Source organism: Rhodoferax sp. PAMC 29310 (assembly GCF_017948265.1).
In the GTDB taxonomy this organism is placed as follows: Bacteria; Pseudomonadota; Gammaproteobacteria; order Burkholderiales; family Burkholderiaceae_C; genus Rhodoferax.
This window is the reverse complement of the sequence record NZ_CP072852.1, coordinates 150372-175715: the sequence shown is the minus strand read 5'-3', so window position 1 is coordinate 175715 and position 25344 is coordinate 150372. Positions and strand designations below refer to the sequence as shown.

15 protein-coding genes and 1 pseudogene are annotated in these 25344 nt (G+C 58.9%); 6 read left to right on the top strand and 10 right to left on the bottom strand.

The window, feature by feature from the left end; all coding sequences use genetic code 11:
• Window positions 1-222 precede the first annotated feature (222 nt).
• Together J8G15_RS00870 and J8G15_RS00865 are read left to right on the top strand one after the other, a co-directional pair.
• Window positions 223-417 (top strand): hypothetical protein, encoded by a 195-nt coding sequence (locus J8G15_RS00870; RefSeq protein WP_210545316.1) that lies wholly within the window; start codon window positions 223-225, stop codon window positions 415-417.
• A gap of 230 nt (window positions 418-647) precedes the next feature.
• Window positions 648-2666, top strand: a complete 2019-nt coding sequence (locus tag J8G15_RS00865; protein WP_240538402.1) for a [FeFe] hydrogenase, group A — start codon at window positions 648-650, stop codon at window positions 2664-2666.
• A gap of 43 nt (window positions 2667-2709) precedes the next feature.
• Here J8G15_RS00865 and J8G15_RS00860 read toward each other — a convergent pair whose 3' ends face one another.
• The 4 genes from J8G15_RS00860 to J8G15_RS00845 form a co-directional block, all read right to left on the bottom strand.
• Window positions 2710-2880, bottom strand: coding sequence for a hypothetical protein (locus tag J8G15_RS00860; RefSeq protein ID WP_210545314.1), 171 nt, complete (start codon window positions 2878-2880; stop codon window positions 2710-2712).
• 276 nt (window positions 2881-3156) lie between these two features.
• Complete coding sequence (locus J8G15_RS00855; RefSeq protein ID WP_210544498.1) at window positions 3157-4386, bottom strand: IS256 family transposase; 1230 nt, start codon at window positions 4384-4386, stop codon at window positions 3157-3159.
• 251 nt (window positions 4387-4637) lie between these two features.
• Window positions 4638-7112 carry a YbcC family protein gene (locus J8G15_RS00850; protein ID WP_240538522.1) on the bottom strand — a complete coding sequence of 825 codons (2475 nt, stop codon included), beginning with the start codon at window positions 7110-7112 and terminating at the stop codon, window positions 4638-4640.
• A gap of 83 nt (window positions 7113-7195) precedes the next feature.
• Window positions 7196-8791, bottom strand: coding sequence for an NADH-quinone oxidoreductase subunit L (locus J8G15_RS00845; RefSeq protein WP_210545313.1), 1596 nt, complete (start codon window positions 8789-8791; stop codon window positions 7196-7198).
• A 98-nt stretch (window positions 8792-8889) separates the two neighbouring features.
• On the opposite strand from J8G15_RS00845, the gene J8G15_RS00840 reads away from it, so the two are divergent.
• Window positions 8890-9780, top strand: a complete 891-nt coding sequence (locus J8G15_RS00840) for a LysR family transcriptional regulator (RefSeq protein ID WP_210545307.1) — start codon at window positions 8890-8892, stop codon at window positions 9778-9780.
• Between the two features lie 484 nt (window positions 9781-10264).
• On the opposite strand, the gene J8G15_RS00835 is transcribed toward J8G15_RS00840, so the two are convergent.
• Both J8G15_RS00835 and J8G15_RS00830 read right to left on the bottom strand, forming a co-directional pair.
• The gene (locus J8G15_RS00835; RefSeq protein ID WP_210545303.1) at window positions 10265-11506 is read right to left on the bottom strand and encodes a hypothetical protein; all 1242 of its coding nucleotides are present in this window, start codon (window positions 11504-11506) and stop codon (window positions 10265-10267) included.
• 3 nt (window positions 11507-11509) lie between these two features.
• On the bottom strand, window positions 11510-13036 hold the full coding sequence (locus J8G15_RS00830) for an NB-ARC domain-containing protein (RefSeq protein ID WP_210545301.1): 1527 nt from the start codon (window positions 13034-13036) through the stop codon (window positions 11510-11512).
• A gap of 125 nt (window positions 13037-13161) precedes the next feature.
• Here J8G15_RS00830 and J8G15_RS00825 point away from each other — a divergent pair, with 125 nt between their 5' ends.
• Window positions 13162-14136, top strand: a complete 975-nt coding sequence (locus tag J8G15_RS00825; RefSeq protein ID WP_210545300.1) for an IS481 family transposase — start codon at window positions 13162-13164, stop codon at window positions 14134-14136.
• A gap of 124 nt (window positions 14137-14260) precedes the next feature.
• On the opposite strand, the pseudogene J8G15_RS00820 reads toward J8G15_RS00825, so the two are convergent.
• From J8G15_RS00820 to J8G15_RS00810, 3 genes and pseudogenes are all read right to left on the bottom strand, one after another.
• Window positions 14261-17779: pseudogene (locus J8G15_RS00820) on the bottom strand (pyruvate carboxylase).
• A gap of 550 nt (window positions 17780-18329) precedes the next feature.
• Window positions 18330-19751, bottom strand: coding sequence for an FAD-binding oxidoreductase (locus J8G15_RS00815; protein WP_210545298.1), 1422 nt, complete (start codon window positions 19749-19751; stop codon window positions 18330-18332).
• Window positions 19752-20276: 525 nt separating this feature from the next.
• Window positions 20277-21281 carry a hypothetical protein gene (locus tag J8G15_RS00810; RefSeq protein WP_210545296.1) on the bottom strand — a complete coding sequence of 335 codons (1005 nt, stop codon included), beginning with the start codon at window positions 21279-21281 and terminating at the stop codon, window positions 20277-20279.
• Between the two features lie 119 nt (window positions 21282-21400).
• Between J8G15_RS00810 and J8G15_RS00805 the strand changes: the two genes are divergently transcribed.
• Both J8G15_RS00805 and J8G15_RS00800 read left to right on the top strand, forming a co-directional pair.
• Complete coding sequence (locus tag J8G15_RS00805) at window positions 21401-23263, top strand: acyl-CoA synthetase (protein ID WP_210545295.1); 1863 nt, start codon at window positions 21401-21403, stop codon at window positions 23261-23263.
• Between the two features lie 553 nt (window positions 23264-23816).
• Window positions 23817-24707, top strand: coding sequence for a tetratricopeptide repeat protein (locus J8G15_RS00800; RefSeq protein ID WP_210545293.1), 891 nt, complete (start codon window positions 23817-23819; stop codon window positions 24705-24707).
• Between the two features lie 364 nt (window positions 24708-25071).
• On the opposite strand, the gene J8G15_RS00795 is transcribed toward J8G15_RS00800, so the two are convergent.
• Window positions 25072-25305 (bottom strand): hypothetical protein, encoded by a 234-nt coding sequence (locus tag J8G15_RS00795; RefSeq protein WP_210545291.1) that lies wholly within the window; start codon window positions 25303-25305, stop codon window positions 25072-25074.
• Window positions 25306-25344 lie beyond the last annotated feature (39 nt).

The window sequence follows — 25344 nt, the reverse complement described above, 5'->3', positions numbered from 1 at the left end:
GCCTATTAAATAGGGGCTAGAGGCCAATTTGGCATGAAATTTTGGAAAGAAACTGCCAGAGCGATGTTGAGACGGCCATCAGGCTCTCGTCTGCCTGCCCAAGCGCTACAAACACTGTAAGGGTTCAGGTCAGGGGCGGCTCCAGGGCACAGCCCTTGGCTTACAGATTGGCCGCACAGCAGGGCCACCGGGCCCCGGCGCCTGCGCGCCGGTGTGCTGGGCGTGATCGAGACTTCCCTCGCGTTGCCCGAGGTGCAATACGTGGCCTTGCATCGGGGTGAGCGCAAGAGCGCGTTGATTTCGTCCATCATCCAGCTCTCGCAGGAAAGTTGCGACTTCTCGCAGTTTTTTCAGACGGAATTGGCCGACGGGCAGTCCGGCTCAAAGGCGCGATCCGATGCCGACTTGTTTCGATAGGGCCGCGTCCCCGCCCTGGATAAACGCACCCTGCGCAATCCCATCGGCATCGAAACAAGTCTGAGGAAGTCGCCGCACTGGATAAATTGCGCGTTTTGACCTATGCTTTCCAAGGCGATGGGGTCCTCTGCTTCCCATCCACGCTCCCGGCATTTGCCATTCATAACCGGAACGCCATGATCCATCTGACCGTGAACGGGCGGTCTGTCGAGGTTGACGAGGGGTCGACCTTGCTGGACGCCGCCAACAAAGCCGGCGTGCATGTGCCAACGCTTTGCCACTATCCCCGGCTGCCCTCGCGCGCCGTGTGCCGCATGTGCCTCGTCGAAGTGGAGGGTGAAGTACAACCACAACCGGCGTGCGCCACGGTGGCAAAAGAGGCCAGCTGCATCACGACCGACTCCGCAGCCCTGCGAAGCTTCCGCGAAACCAACATGCAATGGCTGCTGGCGCGGCACCCGAACGACTGCATGCGCTGCGAAGCCAACGGCGCTTGCCAGTTGCAAGGTCTGGCCAGCGACTACCAGGTGGTGAATGCATTTGAGTTTGTTCCTCGAGGCTCGCCCGACCATCCCGAACGCCGCCTGACGGACCACACCTCACCGAGCATCTGGCGCGATCTGTCGAAATGCGTTGAATGCGGCCTGTGTGCGGATGCCTGTGGCGATGCGGGACAACGCCAACACGTGATCGGTTTCGCGGGGCATGGGTCTGACCGCTTGCCCGTCACTGTATTCAATCAATCTCTGGCCGACACCCACTGCATATCCTGCGGCCAGTGCACACTGGTGTGTCCCGTCGGCGCGCTGATCGAAGCGCCCGACTGGCACGACGTACTCCATACGCTCGATGCCCACAGGCGGGTTTCTGTGGTGCAGGTAGCGCCAGCAACACGTGTGGCGATCAGCGAAGAGTTCGGCATGGAACCCGGCACCGTGAGCACCGGCCGCATGATCAATGCGCTGCGGCAACTGGGCTTTGACCACGTCTTCGACACCAACTTTGCGGCCGACCTGACAATCATGGAAGAAGGCACTGAGTTGATGACACGGCTCAAAGTCGGGCAACGGCTGCCTCTCTTCACATCGTGCTGCCCGGGCTGGGTGAACTGGGTTGAGATCAACCGGCCCGATCTGCTGCCCAACCTGAGCACCACCAAATCGCCACAGCAAATGCACGGCGCCATGACCAAACGCGGCGTCTTTTCAAGCACGCTGGGCCCTGCATTCGCCAGCGGCGAAGACGAGCCCTATGTGGTGAGCGTGATGCCCTGCACGGCCAAGAAAGACGAAGCCCGGCGACCCGATATGGCCGGCGATGTGGACCATGTGCTGACCACGCGCGAGCTGGCCAAAATGATCAGGGCGCGCAGCATCGCTTTTGGCGCGTTGGCCGACGACGGCACGTTTGACAACCCGCTCGGCGAAAGCACCGGCGCTGGCCAGATCTTCGGTGCCTCGGGTGGCGTCATGGAGGCGATGGTGCGCACCGCCGCGCACTTCCTCGGCCAAAGCAGCACCCTGCCGCTGGAATGGCACCAACTGCGGGGCGTGGACAAGGTAATAAAAACCGCCGAAGTGCCCGGGCTGGGTCGGGTTGCCATCTGCAATGGCATCGCCGCCGCGCAAGAACTGTTGAAGGACGACAGCTGGCGCCAGGACTTCGTGGCCATCGAGGTCATGGCCTGTGTCGGTGGTTGCCTGGGCGGCGGCGGTGAACCCAAGTCCATGGACCCGCTGATTCTCGAAAAGCGCATGAAAGCCATCTACGCAATCGACAAACAGGCACCGAAGCGGCGGTCGCACGAAAACCAGGATGTTCAGAAACTGTATGCAACGCAGTTGAAACACCCGAACTCTGCTGAGGCACACGCACTGCTGCACACCACCTTCGCCGCGCGCCACTCCAAGCGGTCGCTCTTGATGCGGTTTCTCGATGGCGTGGACAGGCGAGATGGCAGCGCCGCAGCGGCATTGCTGCATCCGCAAGCAACTTGGTCCACGGCATCGCCCTTCGGCGACATTCACGGCGCCGCACGCATCGAAGCATTCATAACCACCCGTCTTCCCCCGCTCCAACAGGGCCCGGGCTATGCAAGACACCGCATGGCCTCCGCCGCCGATGTCAACGATCTGTCGATCATCACGCCGGCCGGTGAGCACTGCCGATTCAGCGTCGAAACCGAGACAGTCCTCAGAGACGGCCAAGACCGAACCGTGATCCGAAAACTCGTGCGGCATATCCTGTGATCAGTGCCAGGCGACGGCACGGCCTGGTGGTTTCGACCCTGAGTTAGAGCAAGCTGCCGCGTCGTTGCTGGCATCGCAGGTCGACCGGGGTGCGTTGGAAGTAGTCGAAATGCGCCGCGTTTACGCGCACCGCATCGTCCCCCATCCCATTCAAAAGAGGACCCCGATGAGCCAACCATTGGCCCGAGCCGGCAACGGTTCGGGCTTTTTTCATGAGAAGGGTCCGAGTCTGTATCAGCGTCGACGTCCCAGTTCAATTCCTGGCCGACATCTTCGGCGCAAAGTTGTCAGGCCGGTTGGTGAACACCATGGGGCCTGACGCTGATACGGCCCCAGCCTCTGCTGGTTGATTGGTAAGGCCCTTTCGAGCGACTGCGACATGAATCAGTGGTTTAAAAGGCAGCCAACGACGCAAAAGGCAAGACTTGACGCCGAATTTTCTGATGGACTGGCCGAGGGTGTCCCGAATTTTGTGTAAACGGCGGTTAAGTTAGACGCGCGGCATGCGCTCGTCAAACTGAATGGTAAAGCGGTTCAGAGCAGCCTTCCAATCCCGAATCGGCATCGTCCATTTCTGGCTGATGTTGTTCAGTGCCAGATAGAACAGCTTGAACACTGCGTCCTCAGTTGGGAACGAGCCGCGGGTCTTGGTTATTTTGCGCAGGCTCATGTTCACGGACTCAATGGCGTTGGTCGTGTAAATCACTTTTCGGATGTCTGGCGGGTATTCAAAGAACGGTATCAAGTGTGTCCAGTTGCGCCGCCAGGAGCGCCCAATCGGAGCGAAGGAATCGTCCCATTTGACCTCGAATGCCGTGAGTTGTCGCTCAGCTTCGGATTCAGTGGGCGCAGCGTAAATCAGCCGCAAATCCGCGGCGACTTCCTTGCGCTGTTTCCACCCCACGAAGTTCAGGCTGTGACGCACCATGTGAACAATGCAAAGCTGCACCGTCGCCTTGGGGAAGACTGCCTCAATGGCGTCAGGGAAACCTTTGAGCCCATCTACGCAGGCGATAAAGATGTCAGCCACGCCCCGATTCTTCAGTTCAGTCACCACCTGCAGCCAGAACTTGGCCCCTTCGGTTTGGGCCATCCACAGGCCCAGTACCTCTTTGAGGCCGTCCAGGTTGACGCCAATGGCCAAGTACAGGGCCTTGACCCGCACAGTACCGTTGTCGCGCACCTTGACGTGAATGCAGTCCATGTAGACGATGGGGTACAGCGCCTCCAAGGGGCGCGACTGCCAGGCTTTGACCTCGTCCATGACGGCGTCGGTCACGGATGAAATCAGGGTAGGAGACACTTCGGCGCCGTACATCTCCTGCAGATGGCCTTGAATCTCGCGTACCGTCATGCCTCGGGCATACAGCGACAGTATCTTGTCGTCAAAGCCGCTCCAGCGGGTCTGGTGTTTGCCAATCAGTTGGGGCTCGAAGGTGCCGGCGCGGTCACGGGGGATTTCTATGGGTAGCTGGCCAAAATCGCCTTTGAGCGTTTTCTTGCTGCACCCGTTGCGGGTGTTGCCCGCTTCATTGGCAACCAACTGGTTCTTGCCGTGACCCAGGTGGCCGGTCAATTCGGCTTGCAAAGCTCGCTCGACCAAGGCTTTGGTGAGCGGCGTCAAGAGGCCATTCTGGCCAATCAGGTCTTCGGGCTTTTTGTAGTCGGCCAACAGGGCGTCAATCAGCTCGGCGGGTAAGGGTTTCATCTCTACGGTCATCTCGGCTCCATGCAAGACAGCAGTTTCCTGCCAAATAACCGTTTACACAAAACTTCTTACACCCTCGACTGGCCTGGTGAATTGGCCCAACCCGCCGCTCTGCTCGCCTGCCCAAGCGCTACAACCACTGCTAGGCTGAGTCCTTGGCCTGGGCCATCACCGCTATCTGGCTTTGAATGGCCTTGCAGGTGCATTGCCGAGTTTTCATCAGCAAAAGCTTTTCCAACCTGCGAAGCAGGGATGCTGACACATCACTGCCCTCCCAATTGCACAGGCCTCCATTCACCGCGCAAATAGAAGTCGAAGCCCGTCTGAGTAAAGCGCCAAAGGTGCAACCAGCCGTTGTCCAGCAATTGCTTGATGATCAGGTGCTTGCCGATCACGGCGTCGATGGCCGCCTGATCCGCATCAATCACCACGGTCAGGCGAAGAGGTTCGTGCACCCAGCGCTCGCCATCGTGCAAGGACTGCTTGGAAAGTCCGATGCGCAAGTCGTCGCCATTGCCTTCGAAGACACCGAGGTTTCCACCAACGACGTTGTGAAGGACTTTGTTGCCGCTGCCCAGTCGCACCGGCTCGCAGGTGGATGCGTGGTATTGCCAATTGATCCAGTGGGTCACCAGCATGGGCGCCGTCATCAAGAGCTCCAGCACGCTGCCATCTGCATCCTGGCTGGCGTCGTAGTCGTGCAGAAAACTCTTCCCCTCCAAGACAACCCCAAGACTCCTCTTGCGGGGGGCAATCAGGAAGGACGCGTTGCCCGCAAGACCCCATTCGGGCCGGGTTTGGGCACCGTCATTCGCACGGCGACGCAATTGCGCGAATAGCAGGTCGCTTGGCGTACCCGGGTTCAAACCAAGGCTGGGCGCACGCTCCCGGCGCACCTGATCGCCGGCCTTGGCAAAAGTGTCCTGCATCCGCTCCCAACGCAGGCGTGCATCCGGCGGCATGAGGTCGAGGTCGAAACCTTCGATCTCGTCCGTGGTGGTGTTGTGCAGGGCCGCCACAAACACGGTGGCGTCCGCCACCGTGGCGATGCCCCGGGCCTGCAGACCTTCGCGTACTGCTGGTTCATTCAGCAGCTGCGCCAGGCTGCGTGCATTCACCTCGCCGGTTTGACCGCAACATGCGCCGCAGTCAAGCGCGGCGGCTTGGGCGTTGTTGGCTGACTGACTGCCATGCCCAACCAAAAGAACCAGAGGGGCCAGGTTGTGCTCCAGTCCCATGGCATGCAGCACGCGCGACGCCAGCGTCACTTTGGTATCGATGTCGAGACCGACCAGCTGGGGGCGGCAAATGGAGCGGTATCGGGCGGGCAGCCCCGCCAAGTCGTCTAGGGCTCTCTCTTCTTTGCCGGGAAGCAGCCAGCCGCCGAGCTTGCCGAGATAGCCCCACCCCGCCGCCTCCACAAACGAGAAAGCAGCACCCGGCCACCGGCTGGCAGCGCGCCATTGGTCGGCCATGGCAAGGCTGTTCTGGCGCAAGTGCACGGCCGCCGTTTGAAGCGCTGCATCGGGTTCACTCTGGCGCACAGGCGTGGGCACAATGCAATCGGTCACCTCAAAGGCGGGCGCCAGCAAACCGGGCAGTTGCGGACGTCTGGCTTGAGTCGCAAGCGGCGTGTAGGCCACCGGCAGACCGAAGAAGCCCGCGAATCCCAGGGTTTGCACGGCGGGCGACGCGGCTTCCAGCGCGCGGCGCATGGGTTCGCTTCGCACATCGATACAAAATGCCGCCTGTACCTCGATCTCTTGCGACGCCGCGTCTGCCGCGTTAACCGAAAGCAGGCCTTGTGCAAGGGTGCGTTGGTATCCGGTCTCCAGCGCCAATTGCCAGACTTCGTCGATCAAGAGCGCTTGTTCGGCGTCATCAAAAACAGTGGGGGCCTGATGCCAAGCGCGCCGCAGTTCGGTGAACGCTCTTTTGGCGTCGGCGTCGTCTTTGCACTCCAGCAGCAGCGCGCCCCAAGCCAGACGAATGGCCAGCAGCTCGCCCAGATGCGCGTCCTTGCGGCCTTCTTGGCCGGCTTGCCAGGCAAGGTAGGCGCACCAAGACGCCCAGCCATTGACCGTCAACAGCACCGCTTCCAGGTAGTCGGCCCACACCGATGGTGGCAGCCCCAGGCGCTGCATGACCCAGCTCTCAGCGTCGTCAGCGGTCTTGGGCAACGCATTGATGGCACGTCCAATGTCGGGCAAGCCCATGAGCAGGCCAATGCCATGGTCATGTTGCAGCGTGTCGCGCCAAAAGGCGTACAGGCCCTGCGAGCGCTCGGGCTGCCAATCGGCCTGGTGCCTGTCAAAGTAGGCACCGCAGATCTGGCTCACCTGGTGCGTGATCGCCTGGCGCCAGGAAAGCCGTGTGTGGCGCTGCGGATCGTTGTCGAGCACGTCGATCAGCAGTGGCAATTGCGGCACAGCCGCGCTCGACTGCAAAGCGTCAATGCACTGAGACGGTGTGAGCTGCAAGGCTTGCGCCGCTGGCAACTGACTCAGGGCATGCTCCAGATCGGCGGGGCTGATCCTGCCGCTTTCCCAGGCGGCCAGCTGGCGCTCCCGCGGGGGGAAGACCTGGATGTTGCCCAGCATCGCCATGCGTGCGGCCACCCGGCGCACCGGCATACCGACGCGTGACCAATGCGGGTTCACCGCGATGGCCCGATCCAGAGGCCAGGCGGGGGCGATCGACTGGCAGGCCTGGCCGCAGGCTTGCTCAAGCTGGGCCATCAACTGGGCGTTGTGCTGGTTGGGATGGCTCAGGGAGTCGGCAAGACTCCCCCTTTCTGGGTGGGCGGACATGTTTGGCGTTTTCATGACGTGGTTCCATTCGGTTTTTCAGTTGATTGCGGGGCGGGCGCCAGCGGTTTTTCCGCAACGTCGGCGCCAGCGTTCTTGGGCGATTGAGGTGTCCAAACTACAGGCCAACACTGGAGCGCCATTCGCGTGAACGCCTCGTCCATGTAGAAGCCTGCATAGCTCCGGCGGCGCCAGCTACTCAGCGCCTGCGGTCGCAATTGCAAGAGGGCCAGGCACAGGTACACAGCGGCCATGCCGAGCATTGCGACCATGCCCAGCGCTTCATGGGGCGCGTCGCTGAGGCCAAGCGGCAAGGCATGGGCCAGCAGCGTGGTGGCGGTAAGACCGCCGACCATCAAGAGCCCCAGCAGCGTCTGCCGCCCACTGGAGGACAGCCGGGCGGGCGCAGCAGGCAGCCACAGCAGCGGCGCCCAGGCCAGGCCCAGCACGGCGCTCCACCACCAGGGCCAGGCCGGGTGATCCGGCAGCGCCTGAACTGACAGCACGACCGCGAACGCCATCACCGGGGCCAGTGCCACACTGATGGCGGAAGGCGACGACGCGCTGTGCAAAGCCTGCAGTCGCGTTGCGCGCACCACGCTGGAAGACGACAGGAAGGCGTGTGCCTTGTAAAGCGAATGACCCATGAGGTGCAACGCCGCGAGGGTATAGAAGCCCAAGGCAACTTCGACCAGCATGAAACCCATTTGAGCCACCGTGGACCACGCTAGCCGGACCTTGATGCTGATGCGAGTCAGCATCACCATGCCCGCCAAGACGGCGGTGGACAAGCCGAACACCAGCAGCAATGCACGCGCAGGAGCCGCCTGCTCCAACAGCGGTGCGAAGCGGATCAACACAAAGCCGCCCAGATTGACCACGCCCGCGTGCAACAAGGCAGAGACCGGGGTAGGTGCCTCCATGACCTGGATTAACCAGCCATGCACGGGTAGCAAAGCCGTTCGCAACACGACAGCAAGCACCAGCGCCACGGCGCTGAGCTGCAAGGCGATCGACATGCCCTCGCGGTCAAGGTGCGCCCACAGGGCCGAAAGCGAACCGCTGCCCACCTCCGTCCAGGCCAGGGCCGCCGCCATGATCAAGAGCCCGTCGGCAACCCGGTCGGCGATACGTTTCTTGTGCGCGGCGAGTCTGGCAAATGCCCGCTCGGGGTAAAAGCACAACAGCTGCTGCAACACCACCCCCACCAGCGCCCAGGCGGCGATCAAGACCAGCCAATGGTCAGCCATCAGCAACAGGTGCACCGCCGCCAACACGCCGGCCAACGCCGCCACATAGCGCCGCTGCCCGTCTTCACCTTGCAGGTATCTGGCGGAAAAACCACCAATGACGGTCCCCAGCAGCTGCACCAACACCGCCAGAATCAGCCCCAGAGATGAGGCCTGCAAAGGTGCGGGCAATTGAACGCCCCTCGATCCAAGCCACAGGGTCAGCACCGTCAGGGTCGTTGCAACCGCAGAAAACCATTGAAACCGGCGCCACAGCGCCGAAACCGAGACCCGGTCGAGCCGGGAGAGCAGCGCCGCAGCCGCCATCAATGCGATGGGCGCCAAAGCGCTGGCCGAAAATAAAACTGGGGAAAAATCCATCGCACAAACCTCTTTTAATGGGGTGTGTGGATCATGCTCACCCGTTACTGTTCTGTAAAATACATTGAAAGTATCAAATCAATATACAAAACAGAACGATGAAGCTGGACCAACTGAATTTCCATCACCTCTACTACTTTTGGCGGGTGGCCAAGTTGGGACATTTGACCCGCGCGGCTGAAGACCTTCACACCTCCCAATCCGCAGTCTCGGCACAGATTCGCCAGCTAGAGGAGCGCATCGGAGATGATTTGTTCGACCGCGTTGGCCGCCGCTTGGTGCTGACGGATACAGGTCAGCTGGTGCTGGCTTATTCCGAGAATATTTTTGGACTCGGCCAGGAGATGCTGGGGCGACTGGAGGGCCGCATGGCCGGCATCACGCGTTTGCGCGTCGGCAGTGTGGCCACCCTGTCGCGCAATTACCAGGAGAACTGGATTCGCCCATTGCTTTCAGATCCTTCCCTTGTGTTGACGCTGGAGTCAGGGCTGCTAGAGGACCTGATCGTGCGACTCCTTCAGCACCAACTTGACGTGGTGCTGGCCAATGAAACCGTTCCAACGGATCCCGCTCGCCCGCTGCTTTGCCGGTTTCTGGGCAGCCAGTCAATCTCGTTGGTGGGGCCCGCCAGTCGCTGGCGATCACAAAGTCTGCGCATCCCCGAAGACCTGGAGGGTCTTGACATTGCACTTCCTGGGCCAAGGCATGCCCTGCGCGCGCAGTTCGACGCGCTTTGCGTCTCTGCAGGCGTGACTCCCCGGCTGCGCGCAGAAGTAGACGATATGGCGATGCTGCGTCTGATTGCTCGCGACAGTGGTTGGTTGGCGGTTCTGCCGGAAGTGGTTGTTCAGGATGAGCTTCGCGCGGGAATTCTGGTGACCGTCGGCCACTCCACAGACCTGCAGGAACGCTTCTACGCCATCAGCACACCGCACCGGCATCGCATTGAGGCGCTTGAGCACCTGATGAACCGCGAACCGTCGAATTGAGGGCGAGCTTGGGGTCTTGTCTTTTTCCTGCATCAGTTGGAAAAGGCAAAAGGTAAGACCAGCCCTTGAAGTCTGCAGGCGATCAGCATCCGCCAGGTAACTGGGCTCCCGGCGATCTATGCGCGAGGTGACATGAAACAAGCCACCGGGGAATTCAATGCGCAAAGGTCGTGCCATCGGCGGACTTTAGCCGGGTGAGTGTTGCATTGCGAGATCTGACCCCGTATCCCTCGCGCTGTAAATGCCTGCGATGGTGGCGCTGAAGTACAACCCCTTGATGAAGGTCTTCGCGGAACGCCTCAGGGGAGACGGGCTGGCTCCCAAGGCGATGATCGCCGCTTGCATGCACAAACTGCTGCGCCAGATATACGGCGTACTCAAGTCACGCAATGCCTTTGACGCGCAATTCTTGGAAACCGGCTTGACTTTCAAGACGGCATCTGACCCTCAAGCTCCCTCACTGCTGACCCTAAATCCTCTTGCTCTAATAATCAGAATCGGTTCCTTGAATTGCTATTGCCAACTTATGGGCAAATGACCCTAAGGTTTTTACACCACGCACTTCCAAATTTGCTTTTTTAGCTTCATCAAGTGAAGGCAACTTCTGAAGACCATGAAATCTATCTCCAACACTGCCTTTCTTAACATAGTCGTCATACTTAAGAAAATGGGTCGGCTCTGATTGTTGAATTTTTGAGAGTTTTTGCTTCAAATTATCATGATAATTATATTTCAAATTATTGAACACATAATCAAATACTTTACCAGCAACATCGAACTTTTTTCTTCGAATACAAACATCTACAAAATAAGAAAGGCCATTAAGACACTTCATTTTGCTTTCGTGACCAAGATTTTCAATGACATTATTTTCAACAAACGAAAATATATTCAACCCAGGATAGTTGTAGATTCTGAAAAACTCATGCCGTTGTTCTGCAAAGGTCGCCTCATACTCTTCCTGCTCGATATCCCCCAGCCGCGACGCATCCTTTAGCTCCTGTCGAGCGCTCCCTAACAAAGTAAATTCATACCGCATGAGCATGCACAGCAAATCGAGTTCATCCTCAGCAGATATCCCATCGACATTCAGAGCAGACTTAACTGATTCAATGGCCCGTTGTTTGAGCGGTTCGTCGCCGCGCCAAAGATAGGTGGAGAATGCTTTTACGAATACAGAAGATTTATTATATTCAAAATTAAATTCTTCAAATACTCTAATGCCTTGATCATAGTCACCGGCGTCTTCGATGAGATATTGTGCAAGATTTACGACGGCTCTTGCCTTTACGTCAGGGCGTGTTGCAGATCGAGAAATAAGGTGACGATATTTATTTACTACCTCTGACACTTTGTGCGTAACGCGCGAACTATCGGAATCGGTTAATAATGCCAAATAGCTATCGATATTTTTATCACTTCCAACGGTTATAAGTCTTCCCGTTATACCGCCAGCATCGCCATCATCAATTCGAGCCTCCTTCATTATCGCGGCAATTTCACTAGAATAAACCTTAAATACTTTTCCATCTTCAATTTTCACCACCTTGAGCTTTACCAGTTCATCGATCGCACTGCTAAACCTCTGCTCATCCTTCTCCATATTCAAAATGTATCTCAACTTAGAAATCACATTAATCAAATCCCCACCAAAAACCATCTGACCCATTGCCCAAAAAACCCTACGCGCGTCGGTAGATAAGTAATCCCAGATGCGTCCATACAAGAATTAAATTGATTCTTGGCGTGTTTTTAGATCGATGCCCATCAACTCAGATATGGATCCGCGCTGCCCGTATATCATTGCGCTTTGAAATATAAAAAGAGGGCGCCCACTGGTCAATTCGTGAAAAACACTCCGAAACTCCTTCAAATCCAAACCAATTTGATAATCCTTCGAGGAAATTCGAAGATATGACTCCAAAACACTATCAAAGAACTCTAAGGTCTCGTCTTCAGACAACTCTAGAACCTCTATTTTCTCGCCAGTAATCTGACTAGCCGAGCGCGTTGTCAATACGACCTTGTGATGCCCAATATTCAATAACTTAACGAAATCTAGGAATTTCTCCTTTTCCTCAGATGGGAAAGTTTCATAGTCGTCAAGAACTATGAGAATTCGGCCATTAAATTCAACCAAAGGAGTGGGGTCAAACGTTTCCGTTTGAAAGACTATACGATTCGCAAAAGCAATAACCTGATCAAATGAATCAACGCTCCCCTCAATCGCCTCGATGGCGCCGGTATAAAAATTTAATAGTCGATCTTTTGCAGAAACAAAAACAATATAGTCAAATATTCGTTTCTCAGCGCTCAATAGAGATTCACAAACTCGTTGCATCGACGCAGTTTTCCCTACGCCACCGTGGCCCCATAACGTAGCAAAAACCGTAGATTCATTTGATTTCAGAAATTTAACAACTTTCTTGGCTATGTCAGTTTTAATATATTTTCTGTAGTTATTTTCATAATTATTTACAACAGGCCCATTCGAAGATCGCCGTCGAAACTCATCAATTTCACGGCCACCATCCACAAGCGAAGGTGTTTCAAAATATGCTCGACCAGTTTTTACTAGTTTATTGAAAACAGATCGCGCTGCCAATCTATCTTCAACGTAAGAGAAAGTGAAAAATTCTTGCTCATCGTCAATCGCAACAAAGGGGGATAATAAGAACATCCCTTGCATAGTTTTTATATATACGCATTCGATCTGGAGTATTCCAGCTGCTCTTGGCGAACTCCAAGGTGCCAAATCACCATCGGATTTGAAATTTATTCCTTTGTAAACCGCCCCTTCTTCTTTTGTAATTTTCACAAAATCGAACTTTTCACCGAAAATTTCTTTAAATCCTTGAGAAATCATATTTTTCAGAGCAGTAAGCTCCGCAAGAAATGATGCAGCATCGTCATCGAAGGAAAACCCATGACCCAACTTCTCGTTCCTGAGGCTTGGATATTTATTGATCCCTTCTCGAAAATCTTTAAGTCGAGCAATTTTAAATAATTGACCGCCAACATCCAAAACACGGGATAGTTCAACTATTTTTCCAATCGAAGGCCGCTGAATTTCGATAAAGCATTTCAATCGAACTGCCTCTGGAATAATCTCAAAGTTTTTATTCCAAAGATATCCAATAATTATCAACAGGTTTAACTCTAACCCAGATTGCAAGTGAATAGCTGCATCTCGCTTGCTACCATTAAAAATGCAAAGATTAACCTTTGAATCAATTTTTTTTGTAATGTAGTCCATGTCTTCTCTTTTGAGGCTATTTGTCGCGTCCCGTGTGATCATGTTCCCGTCCGCAGCTGGCCCTTATTCAAAGCTCGCCAGTTGATGCGGGGCGTGATTGCGTCCTTACAAGGAGAGAAGACGTCATGAGTCAAGTCCATCCCTGCGCCCGAACCACCCCTCGCACACGCGCTGAGATAAGGACCTCGCCCGCTGGTGCCAGTGCGCTGGCCGACCGATACAACATCACGCCCGCCACCGCTCGCAAGTGGAAAGAGCGCGAAGATTCAGAGGATCGCTCCCACCGCCCGCGTACGCTGAAGACGACGCTCAGTCCAGCGCAGGAGCAACTTGTTGTCGAGCTTCGGCGCACAGTTCTACTGCCCCTGGACGACCTGCTGGCGATCACCCGCGAGTTCATCAATGCCGCTGTTTCACGCTCAGGCTTGGACCGTTGTTTGCGCCGCCATGGCGTCTCCGATCTGAAAGGCCTGCTGCCACAAGTTGAGGGGGAGCCTGCGCCACTGAAAACCTTCAAGGACTACGAGCCTGGATTCATACACATTGACAGCAAGTACCTGCCGCAGATGCCTGATGAGACGAAGAGGCGCTACCTCTTTGTGGCCATTGATCGAGCGACACGGTGGGTCTATTTCCACATTTACAACGACCAGACTGACGTCAGCAGTACCGATTTTTTGTGCCGGTTGAGAAAAGTCTCGCCCATGAGAATTCAAAAGATTCTGACTGACAACGGAAGTCAATTTACCGACCGTTTTACAGCCAAGAGCAAACAAGCCACGGGCAAGCATACGTTCGACATCAGCTGTGCCGAGATGGGTATCGTGCATCGCCTGTCGCCCCCACGCCATCCGCAAACCAATGGCATGGTGGAGCGCTTCAATGGGCGCATCAGCGACTTGGTTAAGCAAACACGTTTCTCATCAGCGGCTGAGCTGGAGACGACTCTGACGCTCTATTTAAAGACCTACAACCACCATATCCCGCAGCGGGCTTTGAAGCACCAAACACCTATTCAAGCTTTGCAGAAATGGCGCGCAGGAAAACCTGATTTGTTTGTCAAGCGAGTTTATGAACAGGCGGGACTTGACAGCTATTGACGATTAATTAATGTTCATCAGTGGATGATTTAGAGGTAGGTCTTGCCTTTTGCCCCTCCATATGCATTTTTCTAAGATGAATCTACCATCCAGAGATTCGAAGAACTCTGGGCATCGGCTCTCTTTAAGCCGCAGGCTTTGCAGCCGCTCCCCCCACGGCCCGCAACACCACCAGCAGCTCCTTGGCCTGCACGCGGTCGCCAGACACCACATACACGGCTTCCACCTCGGCGTCGCGGTCGGCGGCGACGTGGGTTTCCATCTTCATGGCTTCGAGCGACAGCAGCGTGCTGCCGGCGTTGACGCGTTGGCCCACGACCACGGCCACGTTGACGATGGCACCGGGCATGGGCGCGGCCACATGCCACGGGTTGCCGGGCTCGGCCAGTGGGCGGGCGCCCTCGGCGGCCGCGGCATTGGCGGCGGCCACGCGCACGGTGCGCGACTGGCCGTTGAGCTCAAACTGCACCTTGTGCGCGGTTTCGCCGTCGTCCGCGATGCTTTGCAGGGCCACCAGCAGGGTCTTGCCGGGGTCGATCTCCAGCGCAAGCTCTTGCTGCAACTGCGGGCCGTAGAAGAACACGGGCGTGGGCAGCACCGAGGTGTCTCCGTTTTCCAGAACGAAGGCGCAGTAGTCGCGCATGACCTTGGGGTACATCAGGTACGAGGCGAGTTGTTGCTCGTTGAGCGGCATGCCGCATTCGGCTTCGGCCTCAGTGCGCGCAGCGGCCAAATCGACATCGGGCATGTTGTCGCCGGGGCGGTACGGCGCGGGCGGCGATTCGCCCTCCCCCAGTTTCAGCACCTTGCGGCTCACTGCGACTGGGAAGCCGTCAGGCGGGAAGCCCAACTCGCCCTTGAACAGCGAGACCACCGAGGCGGGGAATGCCACCTCGCGCGCGGGGTCGAGCACGTCGGCGGTGGTCATGTCGCTGGAGACCAGCATGAGCGCCATGTCGCCCACCACCTTGGAAGACGGTGTGACTTTGACGATGTCGCCGAACAATTGGTTGACGTCGGCATAGGCTTGGGAAACCTCAGTCCACCGGTGAGCCAGGCCCAACGAGCGGGCTTGCTCGCGCAGGTTGGTGTATTGACCGCCGGGCATTTCGTGGCGGTACACATCAGCGGTGCCGCTGCGGATGTCGGCCTCAAAAGGCGAGTAGAAGCGGCGCACGCCTTCCCAGTACATGGCGGTGGCGTGCAAGGCGTCTGGCGAGAGGCCGGGGTCGCGCTCGGTGCCGGAGAGTGCTGCGGCAATGGCCGAGAGGTTGGGCTGCGAGGTGAGGCCGCTCATGGCGTCGATGGCGCCGTCTACTGCGTCGCAACCGGCTTCAATGGCCGCCAGCACTGAGGCGGCGGCGGCGCCACTGGTGTCGTGGGTGTGAAAGTGCACCGGCAAGCCGGTCTCAAGCTTGATGGCCTTGACTAGCGCGGCCGCCGCGCGGGGGCGGCAGATGCCGGCCATGTCTTTGATGCCAATGATGTGCACGCCGGCTTCTTTCAGCTCTTTGGCGATGCCCACGTAGTAGGCAAAGTTGTATTTGGGGCGCGAGGTGTCAAACAAATCGCCGGTGTAGCAAATGGCACCTTCGCAGAGCTTGCCTGTGGCCACCACGGCGTCAATGGCCACTCGCATGTTTTGCACCCAGTTGAGGGAATCAAACACGCGGAACAGATCGATGCCGCCGTCTGCGGCTTGCTGCACAAAATGGCGCACCACGTTGTCGGCGTAGTTGGTGTAGCCCACGGCGTTGGAGCCGCGCAGCAGCATTTGCAGCAGGATGTTGGGCGCGCGCTCGCGAATCTGCGCCAGCCGCTGCCAGGGGTCTTCTTTCAAAAAGCGCAGGGCCACGTCAAAAGTGGCGCCGCCCCAGCATTCCAGCGAAAACAGCTGCGGCAACTCGCGTGCCACATAGGGCACGATGGGCAGCATGTCGGTGGTGCGCATGCGCGTGGCCAGCAAAGACTGGTGGGCGTCGCGCAGCGTGGTGTCGGTCACCAGCACCTGCTTTTGATCCAGCATCCACTGCGCAAAGCCCTTGGCGCCCAGCTTGTCCAGCAGCTGGCGCGTGCCGTCGGGCACGGGGCTGCTGCAGTCGACCTTGGGCAACACGGGCTTGGGCAGCGGCAAGGCTGGCAGGGTGCGGCCGGCCACTTCGGGGTTGCCGTGCACCGCGGTTTCGGCCAGAAACCGCAGCAGCTTGGTGGCGCGGTCGCGGCGCACGGTGAACTCCAGCAACTCGGGCGTTTCCTCAATAAAGCGCGTGGTGATTTCGCCGGCGGCGAAGTCGGGGTGGTTGATGACGTTTTCCAGGAACTGCAGATTGGTGGCCACGCCGCGGATGCGGAATTCGCGCAGCGCGCGGTCCATGCGCTGGCTGGTCTCAATGGCCGTGGGCGCCCAGGCCGTGACCTTGACCAACAGCGAGTCGTAATACGGGGTAATGACGGCGCCGGTGTAGGCCGTGCCGCCGTCGAGCCGAATGCCAAAGCCGGCCGCGCTGCGGTAGGCGGTGAGGCGGCCGTAGTCGGGCAGGAAGCCGTTTTCCGGGTCTTCGGTGGTCACGCGGCATTGCAGCGCGTGGCCGCGCAGCGGAATGTCGGCCTGCAGCGGCACACCCGTGGGGTGGCGGCCGTCTTGCGTGTCTTGGTTGACGCCGATGTGGCCGCCTTCGCTGATGCGAATCTGGGCACGCACGATGTCCACGCCGGTGATCAGCTCGGTCACGGTGTGCTCCACCTGAATGCGTGGGTTCACTTCAATGAAGTAGAACTTGCCGTCGTCGGCGTCCATCAAGAACTCGACCGTGCCGGCGTGGGTGTAGTTGACCGAACGCATCAGGGCCAGCGCGCTTTCGCACAGCGTGGCGCGGTCTGCCGCGTCAAGGTAAGGCGCGGGGGCGCGCTCGACCACCTTCTGGTTGCGCCGCTGTACCGTGCAATCGCGCTCGTGCAAGTGCACGATGTTGCCGTGCAGGTCACCCAGGATTTGCACTTCCACATGGCGTGCGCGGCGGATCAGCTTCTCAAAATAGACCTCGTCGTTGCCAAAGGCGGCCAGCGCTTCGCGGCGCGAGGCTTCCAGCGAAGACTCCAGCTCAGCGGCTGATTCGATGACGCGCATGCCGCGCCCACCGCCGCCCCAGCTGGCTTTCAGCATCACCGGAAAACCAATGCCTTCGGCCAGGCGCTGGCACTCGGCCAGGTCCAGCGGCAGCGGCGGCGTGGCCGGCATCACCGGCACACCAGCGGCCACCGCCGCATGGCGGGCTGCCACCTTGTTGCCCAGAGTGCGCATCACGTCACCGCTGGGGCCAATCCAGCGCAGGCCGGCGGCCACCACGGCGTCGGCAAAGTCGGGGTTTTCAGAGAGAAAGCCTTAGCCGGGGTGAATGGCGTCCACACCGGCTTCGCGCGCGATGCGCAAGATGTCTTCACCGTCAAGGTAAGCCGCCAGCGGCTTCTTGCCTTCACCCACAAGGTAGCTCTCGTCAGCCTTGAAGCGGTGCAGCGCTTGCCGGTCTTGTTGGGAGTAAATGGCCACGGTGCGGATGCGCATCTCATTGGCGGCGCGCATCACACGGATGGCGATTTCAGAACGGTTGGCGATCAGGATCGAGCAAATCGGCGCGGGCTGCATAGGGGTACTCTCCGGTTAGGGTGTCACCCCGCGTGATGCGGGGCTCCTCAGGCAATGCGATCTCTAGAGCCCATGGCTTGGCTTCCCTCAGGGTCGTGAGTTCGAGTCGGCTGACATTGAGTGTAGGCGCTGCCCGGCTGGCATTGAGCGAGGCGAAGCGGCCAGAAACATTGGATTTGACAGCCCTGCCCTTTGCACTGCGCCGTGAGGACCGCCTTGGGCCTGGGCTGCACGCCAGTTGCCGCCGAGCGTGCCATACCGACTGCGACCTCCAGCATTCAACTTACTATTGAATTGATAGCTACTCCCGCATAGAAAATAAGCGCTAGAGGCCGATTTCTTATAAATATCAATGCCCAACAACCTAACACGGTTGACGGTGTGAGGCACCCGCCTTCACGCGATTTTTCCGGGCAATTTTGCGCAAAGGGCTGGGTACTCGCCTCCTTTGGGGACGGCGACAAATTTAGCCCCAAAGAACAGGCCAACGGCTTTCTGGCACAGGCAAGTGATGACCCAGCGGCAGCGAGTCGGCAACAGGCCCTCCCGGCTAGGCCTTGGGCAGAATGTTCTGGTTCTGCGAAAACAAATTCGCGGGGTCGTACTTGGCCTTCAACGCCGACAGCCGCTCGAAGTTGGGGCCATAGGCCCCGGCCGCCACGCGGGACGCTTCGTCCTCAGGCATGAAGTTGACGTAAACGCCGCCAGTGGCGTGTGGCGTAAGTGCATCGAACAGTCCGCGCCCCCAAGCGATGCATTTCGCGTCGTCGGCGGCCTCGCGCCAGCGGGTGTGCACGTTGAGGACGAACTCGGCGTCACGATGTGGGTAGGCGGTGTCGGCCACGCCCACACGGTTGGTCGAGCCTCCCATCTGGCCAATGAAGGCCTCGCATTCGTCGCTCGGCAGCTTGGCGACGGCCTCGCAGAGGATGCGCTCGACATCTACGGTCATGGCCATGAAGTCGTGCGACTTCCAGTAGTTGCGAGCGCCCGGCGCCAAAAGCGGATCAAAAGCGGTCTGCCATTGAGTGAAGGGCATGGGGCCAGCGTGCACACCATAGGGTTTGCCAAAGCTGTGCAGAGGTTTGGTGATCTGCTCCCCCTTGCTCAGCTCGCCAATCCAGCAAAACGCCACGACGACCACCGGTTGGCCGTGCACCTCGGCCGGCAGGAACGGCAGAGGCGGTGCCTTGCGCAAGATCATCCAGGCTGTCATGTCGTCACTGGCCGCAGCGGTGAACTGGCGATAGCCCTCGAACACCTGCTTCGCCTGATCCAGCGGATACACCACCAGCCCAGCCAGCACCTGCGGGCCCAGAGGGTGCAGCTGGTATTCGAACGAGGTGACAACGCCAAAGTTGCCACCGCCGCCGCGCAGTGCCCAGAACAAGTCGGGGTGCTGTGTGGCACTGGTTTGCACGAACTCGCCAGAGGCCAGCACCACGTCGGCGGCCACCAGGTTGTCGATGGTCAGGCCGTGCTTACGGCTCTGCCAACCAAAGCCGCCACCCAGCGTGAGGCCGGACATACCCGTGGTTGAATTGATGCCCGTTGGGGTGGACAGACCAAAAGCCTGCGTCTCGCGATCGAAGTCACCAAGGAGCGCGCCGGGCTCGACCCATGCGCGCTTTGCGGCGGGGTCGACACGGACCGATCGCATTGCCGACAGGTCAAGCATTAACCCACCCTCACAGGTGGCCTTGCCCGCGATGTTGTGCCCGCCGCCGCGCACGGACAACAAAAGATCATTTTCTCGCGCGAAGTTGACGGCCAGCATCACGTCGCTGGTGCCGGCAGCACGCACAATGGCCGCCGGGTGGCGGTCGATCATGGCGTTCCACAGCGTGCGGGACACGTCGTAGCCGTCATCCGTCGGCATCAGCAGTCTGCCGCGCAGCGCGCCGCGCAAGGCATCGAGCTTGGTGTCGTCGATGCTGGTGTTGTCACCCTGGGAAGTTTTGAATTGGGTCATGGAACCGATCTCCTGTAGCTTGCAGCCGGAAATCAATGAGTCGCACCGCATAGCGTCCGACCGCGCTTGCGATGCGTCGCTGGTCTGCCTTGCTGCACGCCCAAGCCCCACAGACCCTTTCAGTGTCGCCCGGCAGATCAAGCAACCAAGTGAACTTTTATACGCCTCTTTCGCCCACTTGGCAACAGCGCCTCTCGCATCGCTGATTTAAGCGCCACGCTCCGAACTGGTAGCGCTGTCGACCTCAGCTACGTGCACCGCAGCACTACATCCCGAAGAGGCCGAGTCGGTTGACCGTATGAAATCCATAGGTGAGTTACCGATTACGCCTGCGGTGAGAGGATTGGTTTCAGGAGGGCCAGGAAGCTGGCAAGCTTTGACCGAAATTTCAAATTCGGCTGCGGAAGACGTGTCAACAGACACAAGCCGATCAGGAGACTTTCCAGCATGACGACTGAGGCACGCAGACCACCCACCATGGCGCCGGCGCTAATGTCACGCTTGACCGGGCTTGGGGAGGAGGGGTCAGCCCTTCCACTCGAGTTGGAAGGAGAGGTCATGGCCGGCCAAATCGGAGTATTTCCGGATGGCTTTGCGGGCCAGCGTGAGCTTGACCGCAGGGGGAATCCCGTCGCTGATCCGGCCAAACAGACTGCGGTTTTCGCCCACCGGGGCGGCCTTCGTTTGGGGGAACGTTACCTCAACATGGGCCTGCCGTTGGCCGGCGTGGTCCAGCAAGCTCGAGAGCCGTTCGAACATCTGGAGCAGCGGATCGGACCGATGCGTCGACCAGTTGGCGCAGGGCATGAAGTCGACGAAGTGCATCAAGTGAAAATTCAGATTGATCCAGAGGTTGTCTGCATCGATGGTGAGCGGTTCGTTGTCGATCACCCGATGGAAGCGCAACGCCTTGATTTCGCCGAGACGGTGCAGGTTCTTTTCAAGCTCTTCGAGCAGGCCGTCGTTGTAGAGCAGCCGCAGGATCGACGGGAACGATTCAACATGAATCGCTTCGAAATCTGTGAGCAGCGCCTTCAGTTTCGGTAGCTTCTCCGCGTCCATCGCAAACGTGTTCGTTGCGGTGCCCAGTATCGAATGGAGCAGCGCCACATTCGGCGAGTGCTGGGGGTAATGGCGGGCTGCGTAGTGGTGGCAGAACACGAGGTGTTCAAGAAATGTGCCGTCGGCGTGCTCCATGCTGAAGTCGCACTCGTTGACCATGAAGTCGATCAGGCGTTGATCAATCGGGGGCGCAGGCTGAGCCGATTCGGCTTCGGCGTAGGCGGCTTCGATACCGGCTGCGGCAGCGCGGTCCCACACCGATTCTTTTACCAGCTTCTCATCCATGATCTTGCGGGAAATTCCCTCAAGACCGCCGAAGATCGTCCGGCTCATGTCGAAGTCGGCCATGCGATCGACGCGCACCCGACCGGCATGATCGAACGCGCCGCCGCGTGTAATGGCAGCTTTGCGCTGCAGATTCAGCGGTGCGTCCAACTTGGCGCATTCGATGCTCGCTTTCGTGCTCATGCTTGCCTCTCGGTGTGGTTTGAAATCATTTTAGTCAAGGCACTTTTAGCAAGGGTTTTCCTATTGGCCTCAGCGATCAGGCGTCGCATCATGGAAGGCCCATTTGTCTGGAGCACCCCGTGGCCATTTTCAGTGAAGATCCGATCCGCACCTTGAACGACCTGAGGGCGTTTGAAGCGGCCATGACACTGACGCAGCGCTTGCCGGAGCGCAGCGTGCTGGACGTATTCATTAGCGCCGCCGCGCGCCAGCCCGAGCGCACCGCCATCACCATGCTGATGAGCGGCGCGCCCGACGAACAGCCCCAGCGCGTTAACTATGCGCAACTGCTGGGCATGGTGCGGCGCTCCGCCAACCTGTTTCACAGCCTGGGTGGACCCCGCCCCGGTGTGGCCTATATGCTCCCGAGCTTGATCGAAACCCACGCCACGCTGTGGGGCGCAGAGACAGCGGGCTATGCGGTACCCATCAACTTTCTGCTGCAGGTCGAGCACATTGCTGCGCTGCTGGAGGCGTCGGGTGCGCGCATTTTGGTGGCACTGGGGCCCCACCCCGTGCTCGACATTTGGCAGAAAGCCTTGGAGTTGCGCGAGCGCGTTCCGGGGCTCACGTTGATCCGGGTGGCACCGCCAACGACACCCGCTGAGGAGGGAGTAGTCGACTTTCACACCGCGTTGGCAGCCCAGCCGGAAGATCATTTGGTCTTTGGCGAACCGGGCAAGGATGACGACGTGGCGGCCTACTTCCACACGGGTGGCACCACCGGCACCCCCAAGCTGGTGGCCCACACGCACCGCGGGCAGTTGACTGCCGCCTTTGGCGGTGCGGCCATTGGGGGCTACCGCGCCGATGACGTGCTGACTGGCACCTTTCCGCTCTTTCACGTAGCCGGCACCATTGCCTGTGGCCTGGCGGCCTTTCTGGCGGGCATGGAATTGGTGGTAATTTCACCGGGTGGCTTGCGCAACCCCGCCATGGTTCAAGGGTTTTGGCGTTTGGTGGCCCAGTACAAGGCCACGCTGGTAGGCGGTGTGCCCACGTCAATTGGCGCGATTCTGGAGGTGCCGCTGGACGGGGCCGACATCAGCGCGGTGCGCGCTGGCATCACGGGTGCGGCCTTGTTGCCGCCAGCGGTGGGCGAGCGCTTTCGCCAGGTGACCGGGCGCAATATGTATGAGGTTTACGGCATGACCGAGGCGTCTGGCCTGATCGCCTACGACCCGTTTTCTGGCGCCGGAAGTGCGGGGTCGGTGGGCTGGGCGTTGCCCTACACCAAAGTTGAAGTTCGCCGCTTCACAGCTGAGGGCCAACTGGGTGACATGTGCGAAGCCGGTGAGGTCGGGGTCATCAGCGTGCGCGGGCCCCATGTGTCGCCGGGCTACCGCAACCCCGAACACAACGCGGGCATCTTCCAGGACGGCGTGCTCAACACAGGCGACCTAGGCTACACCGACGAACAGGGGCGGCTCTACATTGCAGGCCGCACCAAAGACCTGATCATTCGCAGCGGCCACAACATTGACCCGGTGATGATCGAAAACGCGATGAGCGAACACCCGGCCATTGCGGTGGCCGCCGCCGTGGGCATGCCCGACGCGTATGCGGGCGAGTTGCCGGTGTGCTTCGTGACTCTGCGCCCCGGTGCTCAGGTGAGCGACGCAGAGTTGCACGCCCACGCGCAGGCGCGCATCGGCGAGCGCCCCGCCTGGCCCAAGCACTTCCACATCATTGAGGCGATTCCGATGACGTCGGTAGGCAAGATTTTCAAACCCGAGCTGCGCTGCGATGCCGCCACCCGAATGCTCATGCAATTGCTAAATGAACAATTCCAACTAGCAGATGCCAAAGTGCAGGTCAGCGCCGGCGGCCCGCGTGGCATGCGCGTGAACGTGTCGCTGCCCAAGTCCTCGCTGTCCATCGTGCCCGCCATCAAAAAGCTGCTGGACGCCTATCTTTTTGAAACGCAGGTGCAGGTGGACTGAAGCGTGGCAGCTTTTCACCCCCTGACTCGGGTGGCCTCGTTGGGTGAGGCCTTACCAGGGCCGCACGGCATCGCCTTCAATGACCAGAATGCTATTTATTTAATAGCTACTCCCGCATAGCGCGCGATGGATAATGGTCAAAAACCCATATAGATACTCAACAACAAACGGTTGAACCAGGCCCCAAAGGGAACTTCTTGAGGGAGCGCTTGCTTTCCCTGAAACTCCCAGATAGGTGGTTTAGCCCTTAGGACCCCTACCGTCATCTCCCCCGTCACCGTTGCGGCCCCAGAACGGACATTCCCGCCTCATTAAAGAGGCAGTCACGCCAGGGTTTCACCTCGTCGTCGGAGGCGCTTGTCCTATCCGGACATTAGCCAAGCACCTCAATCACAACAGGCCAATGACACGCACCACCCATTGAAAATTACTTTGAGAAGACGCGACGAAATTCGGCAAGCTTTACACCGCTGACACACCGTTGGCGCTTGTTTTCGGTACGCTCACCATCCATCTGGCAACGTCAATCGTTTACATCTCAAAGGTCGCATCAATGGAATTCAAATCAATCGCTCAACGCGCCGGAAAATGGGTTGTCGTCGCCGCACTGTTGGGCTTCGGCTTCGCGATGGCCCAGTCCGAGCCGACCCTGGGCGAGGTTTATGCCGCCGCCCAGTCCGGTCAGCTGGACAAGGCTCAGACCCTGATTCAACAGGTGTTGGTTTCTCACCCGAACAGTGGCAAGGCGCACTTTGTGCGTGCTGAGCTCTATTCGCGCCAGGGCGACTTGGGCAGAGCCCGCGATGAGCTGGCAACCGCTGAAAAACTGGCGCCCGGCTTGCCATTCGCCAAGTCGGACGCAGTTCAAGCCTTGCGCGCACAGCTTTCCACGAGGCCCCGCGCCCAGACCACGACGGCGCCCGTCCTGAGCCGCGCCGCGCCAGCGGTGCCAAGCTCTCCTTTTTCCTGGGGGTTGCCCCTGCTATTGGCGGGGGGCGTCATTTTTCTGGGGTACTTGGCCTTTCGCAAACGGGCGCCTGAACCTTTTATTCAACCCGCCGCCTACGCACCACCCAGTGGTTTGAATGGGCCGCAGAGCTTTGGCTTGGCAGCCGGTGGCGCTGGTCCATCGATGCAGCCCGCCTACCCTCAACCCACCAGTCCTCAACAGGCGAGTAGCGGGATTGGCGGCCAAATCATGAGTGGCCTCGCCACGGGATTGGCGGCAGGCGCCGGTGTCATGGCGGCACAGGCCATTGGCCGAAACCTGATGGGCCACACGAATGAGCCCACCAATCAACGGGACAATTTCAGCGAGGTCGATCAACCGCCAATCAATCGCAACGTCAATATGGGCGGGCAGGACTTCGGCGTCAATGATGCCAATTCCTGGGACGACGGCGGCGCCATTGACGTTGGCGGCGGGGGCGATTGGGACAATTGATGCCCCGCGACTTTGATAAGTCAACCCCGAACTTAACGATCCCCGTGTTGGGCTGGCTCGCGGCTGGTCCAACGCCGCTCCTATTTTTATTCGACAACTGAACCATGCACAAAGAAGAGAAACCCGAGTCTGGCAAAGCCCCCACGCTACGCTTTGGACGTCTGCTGGCAGTCCTATTTGCGTCGGTGTTTTTTTGCGGCTGGCTGGTCTGGTTTTCAAGCACCTACCTGCTTGACTGTTGTGGGCCTTGACCAGCCCTCCCGGCACCTGCCGTTGGCGAACGACGGGATGATGGCCCGTTCTGACAGGCGGCAATACCTTTTCTCGGCTGAAATCGCCACCGCAAGGTTGCCCCTGCACCCACCTAAGCCGCATGCGGCGAGATGTCAGTTTGTGAACTCAACCCAGTCAAGGCGCTGGTTCTAAGGTCGGCCATCGTTCGGAGGGAACATTGAATCAACACATCGAACTGGTAGCCCCAGATGCTCAATGATGGGCTGCCCAGCCGGGTTAGGTCGCAGGTGGAACTAGTGCCGGTGTCATTCATCTCCACCACGCCCGCCTTGCCCAGTTGTTTCAGCCGAGCAGACAGCAACATGGGGGACAACAGGGGTGCGCCGACGAGTATCAGTAGGTA

Bases quoted from the DNA above. Each gene is read 5' to 3' on its own strand.
- J8G15_RS00860 (WP_210545314.1), bottom strand. From the start codon at position 2,880: ATGAAAAAAGCCCGAACCGTTGCCGGCTCGGGCCAATGGTTGGCTCAT.
- J8G15_RS00855 (WP_210544498.1), bottom strand. From the start codon at position 4,386: ATGACCGTAGAGATGAAACCCTTACCCGCCGAGCTGATTGACGCCCTG.
- J8G15_RS00850 (WP_240538522.1), bottom strand. From the start codon at position 7,112: ATGGCCCAGCTTGAGCAAGCCTGCGGCCAGGCCTGCCAGTCGATCGCC.
- J8G15_RS00845 (WP_210545313.1), bottom strand. From the start codon at position 8,791: ATGGATTTTTCCCCAGTTTTATTTTCGGCCAGCGCTTTGGCGCCCATC.
- J8G15_RS00840 (WP_210545307.1), top strand. From the start codon at position 8,890: ATGAAGCTGGACCAACTGAATTTCCATCACCTCTACTACTTTTGGCGG.
- J8G15_RS00830 (WP_210545301.1), bottom strand. From the start codon at position 13,036: ATGGACTACATTACAAAAAAAATTGATTCAAAGGTTAATCTTTGCATT.
- J8G15_RS00825 (WP_210545300.1), top strand. From the start codon at position 13,162: ATGAGTCAAGTCCATCCCTGCGCCCGAACCACCCCTCGCACACGCGCT.
- J8G15_RS00815 (WP_210545298.1), bottom strand. From the start codon at position 19,751: ATGACCCAATTCAAAACTTCCCAGGGTGACAACACCAGCATCGACGAC.
- J8G15_RS00810 (WP_210545296.1), bottom strand. From the start codon at position 21,281: ATGAGCACGAAAGCGAGCATCGAATGCGCCAAGTTGGACGCACCGCTG.
- J8G15_RS00800 (WP_210545293.1), top strand. From the start codon at position 23,817: ATGGAATTCAAATCAATCGCTCAACGCGCCGGAAAATGGGTTGTCGTC.
- J8G15_RS00795 (WP_210545291.1), bottom strand. From the start codon at position 25,305: ATGTTGCTGTCTGCTCGGCTGAAACAACTGGGCAAGGCGGGCGTGGTG.